The organism is Cupriavidus sp. PET2-C1, assembly GCF_054515855.1.
Window position 1 is genome coordinate 952,897 of record NZ_CM137259.1, and the last position, 13,334, is coordinate 966,230.

14 protein-coding genes are annotated in these 13,334 nt (G+C 60.7%); all 14 read right to left on the minus strand.

The annotated features are described in order from the left end of the window. Nucleotides 1–22 precede the first annotated feature (22 nt). Entirely contained in the window at nt 23–691 is a 669-nt protein-coding gene (locus tag ACX12D_RS04330) for a methyltransferase family protein (protein WP_459373058.1), read from the minus strand. Nucleotides 692–893: 202 nt separating this feature from the next. After that, the gene (locus ACX12D_RS04335) at nt 894–1,349 is read right to left on the minus strand and encodes a hypothetical protein (RefSeq protein ID WP_459373059.1); all 456 of its coding nucleotides are present in this window, start codon (nt 1,347–1,349) and stop codon (nt 894–896) included. 158 nt (nt 1,350–1,507) lie between these two features. After that, nucleotides 1,508–2,575 (minus strand): pilus assembly protein TadG-related protein, encoded by a 1,068-nt coding sequence (locus ACX12D_RS04340; protein ID WP_459373060.1) that lies wholly within the window; start codon nt 2,573–2,575, stop codon nt 1,508–1,510. 34 nt (nt 2,576–2,609) lie between these two features. After that, nucleotides 2,610–3,065 carry a TadE/TadG family type IV pilus assembly protein gene (locus ACX12D_RS04345; RefSeq protein WP_459373061.1) on the minus strand — a complete coding sequence of 152 codons (456 nt, stop codon included), beginning with the start codon at nt 3,063–3,065 and terminating at the stop codon, nt 2,610–2,612. 26 nt (nt 3,066–3,091) lie between these two features. Continuing rightward, nucleotides 3,092–4,033 (minus strand): type II secretion system F family protein, encoded by a 942-nt coding sequence (locus ACX12D_RS04350; RefSeq protein WP_459373062.1) that lies wholly within the window; start codon nt 4,031–4,033, stop codon nt 3,092–3,094. Nucleotides 4,034–4,076: 43 nt separating this feature from the next. Next, nucleotides 4,077–5,054 carry a type II secretion system F family protein gene (locus ACX12D_RS04355; protein WP_459373063.1) on the minus strand — a complete coding sequence of 326 codons (978 nt, stop codon included), beginning with the start codon at nt 5,052–5,054 and terminating at the stop codon, nt 4,077–4,079. Between the two features lie 13 nt (nt 5,055–5,067). Continuing rightward, entirely contained in the window at nt 5,068–6,423 is a 1,356-nt protein-coding gene (locus ACX12D_RS04360) for a CpaF family protein (protein WP_459373064.1), read from the minus strand. 26 nt (nt 6,424–6,449) lie between these two features. Continuing rightward, complete coding sequence (locus tag ACX12D_RS04365) at nt 6,450–7,655, minus strand: AAA family ATPase (protein ID WP_459373065.1); 1,206 nt, start codon at nt 7,653–7,655, stop codon at nt 6,450–6,452. A 52-nt stretch (nt 7,656–7,707) separates the two neighbouring features. Continuing rightward, nucleotides 7,708–8,022: a hypothetical protein gene (locus tag ACX12D_RS04370; protein WP_459373066.1), complete on the minus strand. Its 315-nt coding sequence runs from the start codon at nt 8,020–8,022 to the stop codon at nt 7,708–7,710. A 31-nt stretch (nt 8,023–8,053) separates the two neighbouring features. Next, nucleotides 8,054–9,865, minus strand: a complete 1,812-nt coding sequence (locus ACX12D_RS04375) for a type II and III secretion system protein family protein (protein ID WP_459373067.1) — start codon at nt 9,863–9,865, stop codon at nt 8,054–8,056. 74 nt (nt 9,866–9,939) lie between these two features. Further along, nucleotides 9,940–10,794, minus strand: a complete 855-nt coding sequence (cpaB, locus tag ACX12D_RS04380) for a Flp pilus assembly protein CpaB (RefSeq protein ID WP_459373068.1) — start codon at nt 10,792–10,794, stop codon at nt 9,940–9,942. Between the two features lie 349 nt (nt 10,795–11,143). Next, nucleotides 11,144–11,677: an A24 family peptidase gene (locus tag ACX12D_RS04385; protein WP_459373069.1), complete on the minus strand. Its 534-nt coding sequence runs from the start codon at nt 11,675–11,677 to the stop codon at nt 11,144–11,146. A 141-nt stretch (nt 11,678–11,818) separates the two neighbouring features. Further along, a complete protein-coding gene (locus ACX12D_RS04390; protein WP_459373070.1) occupies nt 11,819–12,013 on the minus strand; it encodes a Flp family type IVb pilin in 195 nt (64 codons plus the stop codon). Between the two features lie 100 nt (nt 12,014–12,113). Beyond that, nucleotides 12,114–12,299: a Flp family type IVb pilin gene (locus ACX12D_RS04395; RefSeq protein ID WP_459373926.1), complete on the minus strand. Its 186-nt coding sequence runs from the start codon at nt 12,297–12,299 to the stop codon at nt 12,114–12,116. Between the last annotated feature and the right edge of the window lie 1,035 nt (nt 12,300–13,334).

Consider the following 13,334-nt stretch of genomic DNA (forward strand, 5'->3'; position numbering starts at 1 on the left):
GAACGTCAAAAACCCGGTTGGCTCAGAAGATGCCCGGCAGCACGCGAAAGCGTACCTTGTCCCGATATGCCACATACTCGGGATCGTCAGACAGAAGCTTCTCTTCGCGTGCGATACGAACACCCTGTAGTACGAACTGCCCAGCATAGACGAGCACGTTTTGCAGCCCAAAATTCGCGAGCAGGAAGCCGATGTCGGCGATGAGGTAGCCGAGATATATCGGATGCCGCACGACCCGGTATGCGCCGCTCGACACAATCCCGCGATTGGCCGGCAATAGTCCGAACGAGCATCGCAGCGACACCTTCGCGAAGATCTGCCATACAAGCCCCGCAATCTGCAGACCGGCGCCGATCGCCTCGGGCAAGATCCGCACACCGGGTGCGAGCTGAATCGCAAGGAAATAGTAAGTGCCAAAGAGCGAGCAGAGCACGGCGAGGGGGCTCCAATCGCGCCGGGCCGGTACCCGTACTATCAGCGACAGACCAACTGTCAGGCACTCCGTCGCGACAATGAGCAGCAACGTGATGCGCGTTGGGTCAGCGAGCCAGTGCTTGATCGCCGCATAGGCGAAGGCAGCGAACAGAAATGCGGTGGCGCTTCGTAGACATACTTCCATCGCCATTTCGCGAAGACGCGTCATCGTCGGAACCGGTTCCTTTACAAGCTGCGCAGACTGAATGTCAAACATAGGGCCCCCTGATTGTCTTATTAGTGGATTTCTATCCCAAAGCCTCTCGTTCTTCTTAGGTGGTGTGCCCCAATCCCCATGACCCGCCTCGAGGGGAAGCTTGACGGCAGTCGCAGCGTGCGCAGGCTAAGGATTGCGGCAATTAACGGCTATTTGCATTTGCAAACTGGTTTGTCCCAACCGCCTCCGTCGCGGATCGTGTTCAAGTACGACACGAGCCACCGATGGTTGCCTTGTCTTCTAAACTCGTCGATGCTTCGCTGACACGGCTTCGGCCGTCAGGGAGGGGCGCGCACTCTTCCAGCTCTTCCCTTAGCGCCCGAATCTCTCTTGCCAACAAAATGTTCACGAGCTTGAGGCGACGGTTTTCGCCTTCCCGCTTTTTCAGCGCCTTTCGCATCTCCGCCAGCTGCCGATGCAGAACCGAGATTTCGGTATTTTGCTCAGTCATGATGGCTTCGCGACCATCTTTCAGGATTCCGCGGATCTGCGCCGCCACCGCGGGATAGCGCTTGTGGATGGTGGCGTTGGAAACACCCGCTTCTTCGGCAACGGCAGCGATACTTAGTCGCCGCGCACGGCCAATTCGCGTCGGAATGCCTTGAAGAATGCGGGCGATGGCGCTTTCAATCTCCTGCTTTGTGAATTCAGAGCCCACGGTGCGCCTCCACTAGTTCAATAGAGAATGCCGCCTGCCAAGTGTCAAAGAAACATGGCGCTCCCCTGATTATCTTTCTCATGCCTTGCCTCTGCGGGTTTCGGTCGTGGATGGGGTAAATGGAATCCGGTACTCTCTTCCTCCCTCCTCAATCAGTTCTACCCGGCCAGGCGCGGCGGCACGTAAGCGCCGTAGTACGGCCCAACGCCGCCGCCGCTGTTGGGTATCTTGTAGTTGCCAACGAAAGACCCAGAAATATATTTTGGAGTTCCGGTCCTGCTCACTGCCGTGATCTTGAACGCAGCAAAAGCAACGATGGGTTCCGATTGCCCGGGTACGACCTGACTCACCACTGGGATCGCCACGATCTGGCCGATCAGCGGCTGAACAGCCTTATATACGCTGTCAGCAACCCCGTTATTCAGAAAAATAATATTTTGATTAATTGAGAGCGTGCTGGTATTGCCGGTTGATATCAGGCTGGTAACCGTGGACGCGCCAACCTGTCCGGTAGCATTGAAGGCAGTCCATTGTCCGTTATCGCAGGGGCCGTCCGTCGCGGAGCTGTAACTGTCATTGATATTGAATACATAAGGCTGGTTGGTGGTGGGATCGATCTTGGGTTGTCCTTTGGTGGAGTCCCAGTACTTCTGGTACTGGCATAGGCCGATCGCCAGCGGGAGAAGCGTTCCTGGCCCCACGGCACCTGGCGCGGCAATCACCGCCACCGCCGTGGCCCGGGCCGGCTCGGAGGCGATGCCAAAGAACGAACCCAATAGCATGCTGACCGGGCTATTGCTGGTGCCGGTGGTGCGGCTGACGGTAACCTGGATGGCAGCCGCATCGTTCGGCCCAGGCGTGCCCGGGGTGCCGGGCGATTGCAGGCCTTTGGCACGGCTCAGGTCCCAGTAGCCGGATTGCACCTGACCCTGGGCGCTAACCAGCTTGACGCCTTCGGTGGCATTTAACGTGATCGCCTGGGTGCCTTGCGTTATGCCGTTTGCCCAGTTGGGCGAGGTGGGACTGGCTGGGTCGGGCGGATAGAGGCCACCGGCTCCCGCCAAGGCCGCCGCATCCGCCGCATTCTGTAGTTCGTTGCGCACGATCATCAAACGGGCCACATCAATTGCCAATGCGGTAAACGCGAGCATGAAGGTCAGCAGAAAAGGGGTCATCAAGCCGACCGCACCGCGCTGGCGGCGGGTACGATTTCCATGGGGTCTCATTGCGCACCTCGTTGCGTGACTGTTGGAATTGGTTTTATTCGTACTTCATGATGCTTGCTGCGTTGATCTGTAGCGGACCGTTAAGGGGGGCAAGGAGCGGGCCGAGCAGCAAGCCGTTAAACGTATAGGACACGAGCACTTGCAAGCGACTTCCAGTGTTAGTGTTGCCGTCAAGATTGGTGACGGTGACAGTGGGAGTTGTGGCGGTGCCGAAGTTCACGAGGTTGTTTTGGCTATAGTTCAGCGCTACCGTGCGAATTGCACTAGTGGTCATCGGGGTTGTCTGGAGCATTACCCCCGCCCTCGCTGCCTCGCGGCTGGCATTGGTGATGATGGCCCGGTCATAGAGTGCCGTCCCGAACTCGATGGTCCCGAACACGACCAACAGGAGCAGGGGAAACACAAGGGCGAATTCGACCCCAGCGGCGCCGGACATGCTCGACGCGCCACGCCGATGCAGTGGCTTCATAGCTCTTGCGTAAGTGGGCATGGTAGTAATCTCCGTCAAAATACGCGTTACTGATTTGCAACCGACCCCAGCGCTGCGGATATCTGGATGGCGGCAGGACCAAGCAGCACGACGAATAGCGAAGGGAAAATGCAGAAGATCAACGGGAACATCAGCTTGGTTCCGATCTTGGTGGCACGCTCCTCTGCCAGCATCTGGCGCTTGGTACGCAGCATGTCGGCATGCACACGTAACGAGTCGGCCACGCTGGTGCCGAAGCGATCGGCCTGGATCAGCATGCTGACCAGCATGTCGACATCGCTCACCCCCGTGCGCATGGCCAGGTTGCGCAGAGCCCTCTCCCGAGGCAATCCCGCGCGAAGTTCCAGCGTCAGCAGTTCATATTCATCGGCCATCGCGCGGCGGCCGCCGCGCATTTCCTCGACGACGCGCAGGATTGCGGCATCCAGTCCGAGGCCGGCTTCGACGCAGACCATGATCAGGTCCAGGCTATCGGGGAACGCTTCGAAGATGTCACGCTTGCGCCGGTCAATCTTGATCCGAAGGATGAGGTTGGGGAGGTAGAACCCCAGAACTGCCGAACCAAGCAGCAGATACAGGACTGATGTTTGATGGCTGTGGTCAAAGCGCCCGATCAAGAACGCAGACAAGATCAGCGGGAGGCCGAAAGCCAGCAGGGTCTTGGCACCAAAATAGAAAGGGATTGCCTCGGGTGCACGCCAGCCGGCATTCATAAAGCGAGTGCGCAGGGACGAGGATTCCCAGCCCTCTTTGGGGATCGACAGCCGGGCAAGCGGCGTTGTGACCTGCTCGATTTTCTTCAGCCAGCCTGCTTGTTTGTTGTCCAGCCAGGACGGCGGATTTTCCTGGTTGATCTGGCTCACGCGCCGCTGCACCACATTCTGGCGAAGTACAGACATCGCGATCCAGGCGGCGCCGAACACGATCAAAAAGGTTCCCGCCATTAATACGATTTGCGCGATCAGCATGCTTTTCCGGGTTGGTCCCGCCTCCGATGTAAAGGGCTGGTTGTCAGACGTGGATGCGAATGATGCGCCGCATCCATATCACGCCGAAGATCGTCATTGCCGTCGAAACCCAGAGCAGACGAATGCCAGTCGGATCCGTCCACAGCGAGACAATGAGGCTTGGATTGATCGTATACAGGACCCCTCCCACCGCCGGCGGCAACATGGTCAGAATCCAGGCGCCCAGCCGACCTTCCGCGGAAAGCACGCGAACCTTGTCCATCAACTGCAGGCGCTTGCGAATGATGGCGCCGACGTTGTCCAGAATCTCGGTCAGGTTGCCGCCAGACTCACGCTGAATTAGCACCGCGATAACCAGGTAGCGCAAATCCTCGATGGGCACGCGATCGGTCAGGCCGGTCAGGGCATCGTTCATCGGCACGCCGTAATTGATCTCGCTGAAGACGATGCCAAGTTCGGTGCCGATGGGGCCCGGCAGTTCATCTCCGGCCATGCTAAGCGCACTGGGCAACGAGTGTCCGGCGCGCAAGGCACGGCTGATCATGTCGGCCGCCTCGGGCAATTGTTGCTCGAGCTTAAGCAGCCGTTTGCCGCGGCAGCGACGAACGTACAGCAGCGGCAGCGCGGCGATGCCTGCGGCAAGCATGAGCAGGGCCGGCAAAGGCATCAAGAGCAGTTGTCCCAGGCCGGCCATGATCGCTGGCAGCGTGACGGTGAACAAGATAAGGCGCCCCACCGACCAGTCCAGGCCGGACTGCAGCAGCATCCGATCGAGTGCGGCGGAGTGTGGCAACCGCTGCAGCAGCCGTGCCAACTCCGGCGACTCACTCAGCACGCGCTGTTTCAGGATACTGCCATCCTTGCCGTGACCAGCGCTGTTCAGCAGGGCGGCCTGCAGGCGCTGGCTGAGTCGCCGCGCGGTCTGGCTATGGCGACCATGCCACCACTGGTATGTCCCCATCACCAGAAGCACGATGGCGACAAAGAGCGAGAGTGCGAAGCCCAGCATCGTGGTGTCCATGATCCGTCCTCCCTTAGACTTCGTGTTGCACGGTGGGGTCGTACAGTGTTTCCGGCAGCTGAATGCCGAAGGCTTGCAGGCGTTCCGAGAACTTTGGCCGGACGCCTGTGGCACAGAAATGGCCCTTGATGCGGCCATCACGGTCCACGCCCTTGCGCTTGAAGGTAAAGATCTCTTGCATATTGATGATCTCGCCCTCCATGCCTGTGATCTCCTGCACGCTCATCAGCTTGCGGTTGCCATCGGTCAAGCGCGAGACCTGTACCACCACTGTCAGCGCGGAGGTGATCTGCTGACGCATGGTCTTGGTCGGCAGCGACAGTCCCGCCATGCTCACCATGTTCTCGAGCCGAGTCAGGGCATCGCGTGGGGTGTTGGCGTGAATGGTGGCGAGCGACCCTTCATGGCCGGTGTTCATCGCATGCAGCATGTCCAGCGCCTCGCCGGCACGCACTTCGCCAAGGATGATCCGGTCGGGGCGCATGCGTAGCGCGTTCTTGACCAGCGCGCGCTGCGTGATTTCTCCGCGCCCCTCGATATTGGGCGGCCGCGTTTCCAGCCGCAGCACGTGGTTCTGCCGCATCTGCAACTCGGCTGCGTCCTCGATGGTGACAATGCGCTCGTCGGCGGGAATGAAGCCGGACAGGATATTGAGTAGCGTGGTCTTGCCGCTGCCGGTGCCGCCCGAGATCAGGATATTGAGCTTGGCCTTCACCATGGCCTCCAGCAGTTGCGCTACCTGCGGGGTGAAGGTCTGTCGCCCAATCAGGTCTTCGACGGTGAGCGGTTTGACCGCGAAGCGCCGGATAGATAGCAGCGGGCCGTCGATCGCCGAAGGTGGGATGATGGCGTTGACGCGTGAACCGTCCGGCAGGCGGGCGTCTACCATGGGGCTGGATTCGTCGATGCGACGCCCCACGCGCGATACCATTTTCTCGATTACCCGCATAAGATGCGCATTGTCGAGAAAGGTGATATCGGTCAGCTCCAGCTTGCCGCAGCGTTCCACATAGACCTGTTTCGCCGTGTTGACCAGGATGTCGGAGACGGTCGGGTCAGCGAGCAATGGCTCAAGCGGGCCATAGCCCAGCATCTCGTCCTGCACGTCCGACACCAGACTGCGGCGTTCGGCCTCGTTGACGGGATGATTGCCTTCCTCAATGATGCGTTCCACCAGTTGCGCCAGCTCACGCTTGACCTGCTCCGGCGCCAGTTGCTGCAGCTTTCCCAGTTCCACGCGCTCGATGATGGTCTGGTGGATTTCCTTGGCTAGCTGCTGGTAGGCCGCACTGGCGGTGCCATTGGCATGGGCGATACGCTGGGGCAGGGCTTCGCCCGCCTGCTGGTAGAGTTGTTCTCGCAGTGACATGATGCGCTCCGCTCAAAAGATTTGGATCAGGCCTGCCGCTCTAGACGCATGGCGGGTGCCACCCGGTTGCCTTGACCGAACAGCTTGCTCAAAATTCCCTCGCTCCGGGGTGCGCTCTCCGGGCAAATCTGACTTGCCATCTTCACCAGAGCGCGGGCAATCTGGCTGCCTTCAGCCAGTTGCTGCACCGGTACCCCCTGGCTGATGGCGTCGCGCACTGGCACCGGATCGTTCGGCAGCGAGTGGGATGTCGGCATACCGAACGTCTCTTCCAACAGGCGCAGGCTAATTGGCGCATGTTTGTCGTATCGATTGACAATCAGCCGCAGTCGGTCGGCGTGATAGCCAAGCGACTGGCATATATCGAGCAATCGGCGGCCGGCACGCAGGTAGGTCAGATTGAGTTGCAGTACGGGATAAATCAGGTTGCTATGGTCCAGCACCTGAATGGATGCGGGATTGATGTCCTGGCCAACGTCGAAGATCACCACATCGTATTGCGGGACGACCAATGCCAGGATGCGCTCCAGGTGCGCGGCTTTGATCTCGCCCGCCTTGACCGGATCGCCAGCTCCAGGCAATACATCGAAGTCCTTGCCGATATGGGTGACGCAGGCATCCAGCAGGGACGTGTCCAGCCGGTCGATTTGCCTGCAGACGTCGGTCAGCGTGGCTGGTGGGACCTGATCGGTTACCAGGAACGCAGCATCGCCATATTGCTGGCTCAGGTCTACCAGCAGCACGCGCTTGTTGTGCTTTTCCGCCAACACGTGGCCGAGGTTGGCGGCGATGAAGCTGGTGCCGCTGCCCCCCTTGCACGAGAGGAACGACAGTACTTGGCCCTCGCTCCGGCTGCTGCCGATGGCGTGGCTGGTACAGCGCTGCAACTCGTCACGAAACTCCTGCGCATCGGGTGGCCACGGCAGCACGCATTGCACGCCGGCGCGCATGGCCTGCATCAGAAGGTCGGCCGAGGGGCTCTCGGTCACCAGCATGCAGAGCGTGTCTTGCTGATTGGCCAGGCGACGGCGCAACTGGCTGAGGTCGTCGGCTGAAAAGCTGCGCGCCTCCAGGATCAGCAGGTCGCTCCCCTGCGTCAATCCCGGTTGGGAAAGGGCGCGCGTCGGCGTAGTGTGCACCTGTTGCACCACGTGGTTGGCGGCCTGCGCAATCAGCGCGGCGATTTGTTGCCGGCGTGTCTCATCGGCGGAAACCACTGCGATCTTTGCCATTTTCTGTTGCTCCCCGAAGCGGTGTGCTTGCCTGTCGTGCGGTTTTCCTGCCCTACCGGCCCATGGAGCTAAGCGATGATCCGCCGGAACTGCCGACGCCAACCGCGTAGCCATTGGGGTCGGACTGGGGCGCACTAAACGATGTGTTATAGCGGTCCATCGCGGCCGTGGCAGCGCGGCCGTCGATCCCGTCGACGGGGTCGTTGTTGAGCGAAGCCACTGGATTGAGGGTCTGCATGGAACGCACGGTACGCACGGCGTCGCCGAAGCGGGTGTCATAGACCGGCGTCGATGTCATGCAGCCGGCCAGCGTGGCACCAAGCCCGCAGCACAGCCCAATGCGACCCAGTATCGAAATGATCTTCATGATGTTCTCCTTGATCGTGGCGGGCGACGGATTACTGGATGACGTCCGTACCTGGGGCTGCATTTGCAGGGAGGCTGACATCGGCCGCCACAACAGCCGCGGCCGCTGGCGGCTCGATGCTGGTGGTCGGTGCAGTGGGTGTCGCAGACGGCACGGGCGGCGCTGGCAAGGCGGCTGGTGCCGGGTTGTTGGCCGGCTGACTCGTGGGGTGTCCTTCCATATTGCCGTTGAGGTAGACCGCGCCCGGTATCGTGGGGCCAAAACTGTCAGTCGGCATCGGGTAGTTGGCCGGCAACGGCTTGACCAGCCGCGGCGTAACCACAAACAGCAACTCGGTCCTGTCCTGCTGGAAGTTGGTACTGCGCAGCAGGGCGCCGACCACCGGCAGTTCACCGACGCCAGGCAGGGCCTTGAGGCTGCCGGTGATATTGCTCTTGATCAGGCCGCCGATGGCAAAGCTCTGGCCATCCATGACCTGCAGCGTGGTGGAAGCGCGGCGTGTGTTGATTAGCGGCAGGATGGTAGTGCCCGCGACATTGGGCGCGGTCAGCGCCACACCGGTCGGCGACAGCTCAGACACCTCGGGCGCTACCTTCAGGTTGATGCGGCCGTTTTCCAGCACCGTCGGCGTGAATCGCAGGCCGACGCCGAAGGTTTCTTCCTGCAACGTGATGGTTGTTCCGCCCGTGCCATTACTTTGGGGCACGGGGATAAAGACCTTGCCGCCAGCCAGGAAGCTGCCTTCCTGGCCGCTGATCGCCATCAGATTGGGTTCAGCCAGGATCTTGACCAGGCCATCGCCCTTTTGCGCATCCAGCGCGAACTTTAGCGGCAGCTTATTGGCCTTGCTGAACTGCAGCAGGTCGGTCGCGCCGGACAGGAAGTTGGCCAGCAGGCCGAACGTCCAACTGCCGAAGGCCCCGTTTAGGTTGACGGCGGCGCCCATCTGGTCGATCAGGGTCTTGGAGACCTCTGCGACCTTGACTTCCAACATCACCTGCTGCGGCGATTCCACCGACATCATATTGATGATACGGGGGCTGCGCAGGGGCTGGCCACCACTTGCTCCCGCCCCCATTGCGCCCAATCCCATACTGCCCATGTTGGCACCATTCATGGCAAGCATCGGCATCGGTGCGCCAGGGGCGCCGGTTTGTTGCGGTGGTGCCTGCAATGGGCTGCGGACCTGACGCATGACGAACGCGTTGGCGATATCGAGGATCTTCTGTGCCTGGACGGAATCCGCCACGGTGCCGGTCAGCACCAGACTGTCGGCAGCAGCGGACACGCGCACGCGCCTGGCTTCGGGCAGCAGATCGTGCAAGGTCGCCTGCAGTCCGCCGGGGTCGGCGCCGACGATGACGTCGATGACGCTGCAGCGGCCACTCTTGCCTTGCATGATCATATTGGTGGTGCCCACGTCCAGCCCGAGCAGGTAAAGCGTTTGCGGCGAGACCAGCATGGCCTGGACGATGCTCGGGTTACCCAAGGTGCGCGTGCGCACCGGCTCCGGCAGCGACAGCATGCGTGACTTGCCGACAGGCAATACCACCTGTTCCGGCTCGCTTGCCGCGCTGCTGCAGGTGGGGGTCTTGCTGCCTCCATCCGCGGGCGCCGCAGGCACGTTAGCTGCGCCAATGGTGAACTGGATTGGGCCACTGGCGGCCAGCTTGAGCGGCTGCGCTGCGGCTACGTGAGTCTGGGCCTGTGCGTTGGCGTCGGCTGTCTGCGCCTGTGCGGCGCCCAGCCACATTCCGCCCAGGGCCGCGGCAGCCACCGCCGTCGTGGTTAGCTGCGGTCCGATGCGGCGCCGTACGCCGCTGAGGTCGATGATTCGGTCCATGTCTTTCCCCCGGATGGTTGACCCTGCAAAGCAGGGTCTGGCACTGCATTGCTTGTTGTTCTTACGCGTGTGATTCAGAAACATTCCTGGTTCTGATGGATACCGCTAATGACCCCCACGCAGGTACTGGAGATAGCCTTTTGCGCAACGGCAACCCTGCGCACTACTTCTATTGTTTTAACGACGGGTGCGGCAGCGGCAATCAGAGCAGGTTCCTTCAGCAGGGTGTTCTTGGTGGCGCCCGCGGTTTCCACCGGACGCGGGTCCACCTGGTTGCGCAGTACCAGCGAGAGGGTGCCCACGCTGCGTGCCAGGTCAAGCTTCTCGGCTTCGTCGGGAGAGACCTCCAGCGTCACCGCATTGACCACTTTGGGCTGGGTCTCGTCACGATTGACCTCCTGCGCCACTGCCAGCACCAGGATCTTTTCCAGCACAATCTTTGAAATCGACTGCTCTGAGCGATCGCTGGTGGCGTTCTTGTTGGCGGCTTCTTTCTGCGTGTTGACGATGATGTCAACGAAGCTGCCGGGCAGGGCAAAGCCGGCCACGCCCACCACATCGTTAACACGCACGGTGATGGCGCGCTTGCCGTCGGCAATCACCGCAGACAGGCCTCCCTTGGTACCGACCGGAGTCAGCTTGGATTCCAGTACTGGCTCGCCGCGCAGCACACTGGTCTTGGTCACGCGGCCGTCAATGGCGCGCTGATCGTTGATGACGCCCGGCGGCAGGCTTGCCGTGGGCCAGTCCACCAGCTTGACGAACTCTGGAGTCAGGCGCTGGCCCAGGTTGATATCGGTGGCGGCCACCGCGACCTTGGTGACGCCGCTGGCGCTTTGCTGCAACAGCCAGCGCGAGGCGAATCCCACCGCGCCCAGTCCGGCGGCGGCGGCGATGACCAGCATGATCAGGATGCGCAGGTTTTTCATTTTGCGAGACCTCCTCGGTTGTGGACATATTCGTTGCTAGCGTACGAGCGCAGGCAACGGGCGTCCGGCGCTGGCCGGCAATACCGGTCAGCTAGGCTGTGTGAGCGTGATGCGGGTAAAGCGCGCTGGTCAGCTGCGTCGCCAGCGGTTGATGCTGTGCGGCGCAGGCGAGGGCTCTGTTGGCCTCGATTGGCGTTGGTCTTGGCTCATTGCTATTCCCCCTTAGGCCTCTGGTCCGAAGCCTTTTATTTGAGACCTGCTTAGTTTTGCGATCCTATTCGTATAGCGGAACGGATTGTCTTTTTGCTCTATTGCTCAACTCCACTATCCGTCGTGCCAGCTCGGCGACTCAGAGCGTCCCCCATTTCACCAGCAGCGTGCCCGCGGCGATCGCCACGGCAAATGGCAGCTTGATGCTCCGGCTGGTTCGCTGTTCGTCGTTCACCGATGGCATGGCGCGCGCGCCGAACGGTAGCGAGAGCAGCAAGGTTGAGAGACTCGCCAGGGTTTGCCGCGACTCCTTTTTAAGCAACATCATGCTTAGCGCCAGCACCCCCCCGGCGAGGCAACTAATCACGGCCACATGCGCGGCGCCTAGCGGCCCGGTGAAGGCGCCAATTGCCCCCATCAGTTTTACGTCGCCCGCTCCCATGCCGCCCAACAGGTAGACACCGATGAACAGCGCCAAGCCTGTTGCCATACCGGAAAGCCATGCCCAGCTTCCAGCAGCGGGACCACACACCACCCACTGCACACCAAGGGCGATAGCCAGGCCCGAGCCCACCAGCCAGTTGGGAACGCGACGCGAGCGTATGTCGCAGACGGCAGCGGTGGTCACGAGCGCGATGAGGCTCAAATCTGCCAGGATGGGTGCGGTTGTCATAAGGGCATGTCCCAATAAGGCGTTTGCAGTACCTGAGGCGGGCAACTTGCCCCGCCGCATTTCTCGCAAACAGCAAAGGTCATTTGCCAGACCAGAGCCGATGCAGATGGCGTTGGCCTGGATCCCTGAGGATATTTGGCCTTAACCGGCGGCGGTGGCGGCGGCGCTCAAGCCGCCAGCGATTGCGTTAAGAATCGCGTTGACGCTTCCACCGATGCCGGTACCGACCGAGACAATGATTACTGCGACGAGGGTCAGCAGAAGCGCATACTCGACGCCCGCTGCCCCTTCCTCTTCATGCACAAAGCGCTTGATGCTTTCGGACAAGGTGTTCATGTCCATCTCCTTCACACGTCATGGATAACGGGAAAAAGCGGCCAACCAGACCAACGCCGCTTCAGATGGCGTTGGTCTGGATCCCGGAAGAGATTTAGCCTTAGCCGGCGGCGGTGGCGGCGGTGCTCAATCCCGCTGCGATCGCATTGAGGATCGTCCTGACGCTGGTACCCATGCCGGCACCAACGGAGACCAGGACCACTGCCACGAGGGTCAGCAGTAGCGCATACTCAACGCCTGCAGCCCCATCTTCTTCACGAACAAAGTGCTTGATACCCGCGAACATGGTGTTCATGTCCTTCTCCTTCACGTCATGGTTAAAGGGAAAAAAGCGCCCGCTGAGATCGGGCACAGGATTCGGCCGGTGATACCAGCCATGGCCAAGACAGGGGGATTCCTCGATGACGGATGCACGCTGGCGCTACAGCGATGTAGGAATCGCTGTCTCCCCGGTGCGCAAACGACAAGGCGGGCCTCCCGGCTCCACCAGTTTCCAGGGAACCTGCCAGGCTGGCGTGCCAACCGGCTGATCCTCACCTGGCGCATTGCCGTTTCTGCGGCTTTTTGCGCCTTGGTAGGTGCCGCGGGCCGATTCTTTCCTCCCTCAGGAATCGGTCCCGCGCCTGAAAATGCTGCAAAACTGCTTGTGATCACCGCACCGGTGCGTTGCATATCACTGGTGCGGCGTGGGCCATGGATACTCAAAGTTGCGCTGGCCCAGCGCCAAACCTCCCCGCGAAGCGCGCCCTGTCACGGCCGCCGCTCCACCCCCCCGTTCAATCTGTTGTCGTGATGTTTTCGCTGGTGGTTTTTACCCCTTTGCTCCACATCCCTGGCGTACCGTGTTCGTCTATCCGGTCGCTCTGGTCTTTGTAACGAGGATAAGAGCGACGAACATGCCAGCGGCGCTAAGTCTTTGATTTAATTGATGATGTTTTTTGGCCACTTGTTACATCGCCGATTTCTTGTAACAGGATGTTTCCTTGTTGTTACTGCCTTGACCGCCGCTTGCGTGCACTGCAACATCGTCATGCCGTCGAAAAGCGATGTATTGAGTGCTTATTGGCATCTTCAAGTGCGCGATAGGGCGCGCAAGATGCTTTCCGCGACCCTAAGGCAGAGGCGGCGCGAGGGTAATTGCGCAGGTGTATTCGGGTGGTGGAGCAGTCGCCGCACGACCGTGCGAATGGTTTCAGTCGTGATACGACCCGGAGTAGGCCGCCTGTGCGTCATAGCGCATGTCAACTTCGGCAAGGGTTGGCATACAGGTTGGGACATGTGCCAGAAGAGTGAAGCGGCGACAAAAGATGTAGCCGGATCG

Excerpts from the sequence above, each read along its gene's own strand:
- ACX12D_RS04330 (WP_459373058.1), bottom strand. The coding sequence starts at position 691 with ATGTTTGACATTCAGTCTGCGCAGCTTGTAAAGGAACCGGTTCCGACG.
- ACX12D_RS04340 (WP_459373060.1), bottom strand. The coding sequence starts at position 2,575 with ATGAGACCCCATGGAAATCGTACCCGCCGCCAGCGCGGTGCGGTCGGC.
- ACX12D_RS04345 (WP_459373061.1), bottom strand. The coding sequence starts at position 3,065 with ATGCCCACTTACGCAAGAGCTATGAAGCCACTGCATCGGCGTGGCGCG.
- ACX12D_RS04350 (WP_459373062.1), bottom strand. The coding sequence starts at position 4,033 with ATGCTGATCGCGCAAATCGTATTAATGGCGGGAACCTTTTTGATCGTG.
- ACX12D_RS04355 (WP_459373063.1), bottom strand. The coding sequence starts at position 5,054 with ATGGACACCACGATGCTGGGCTTCGCACTCTCGCTCTTTGTCGCCATC.
- ACX12D_RS04360 (WP_459373064.1), bottom strand. The coding sequence starts at position 6,423 with ATGTCACTGCGAGAACAACTCTACCAGCAGGCGGGCGAAGCCCTGCCC.
- ACX12D_RS04365 (WP_459373065.1), bottom strand. The coding sequence starts at position 7,655 with ATGGCAAAGATCGCAGTGGTTTCCGCCGATGAGACACGCCGGCAACAA.
- ACX12D_RS04370 (WP_459373066.1), bottom strand. The coding sequence starts at position 8,022 with ATGAAGATCATTTCGATACTGGGTCGCATTGGGCTGTGCTGCGGGCTT.
- ACX12D_RS04375 (WP_459373067.1), bottom strand. The coding sequence starts at position 9,865 with ATGGACCGAATCATCGACCTCAGCGGCGTACGGCGCCGCATCGGACCG.
- cpaB (WP_459373068.1), bottom strand. The coding sequence starts at position 10,794 with ATGAAAAACCTGCGCATCCTGATCATGCTGGTCATCGCCGCCGCCGCC.
- ACX12D_RS04385 (WP_459373069.1), bottom strand. The coding sequence starts at position 11,677 with ATGACAACCGCACCCATCCTGGCAGATTTGAGCCTCATCGCGCTCGTG.
- ACX12D_RS04390 (WP_459373070.1), bottom strand. The coding sequence starts at position 12,013 with ATGAACACCTTGTCCGAAAGCATCAAGCGCTTTGTGCATGAAGAGGAA.
- ACX12D_RS04395 (WP_459373926.1), bottom strand. The coding sequence starts at position 12,299 with ATGTTCGCGGGTATCAAGCACTTTGTTCGTGAAGAAGATGGGGCTGCA.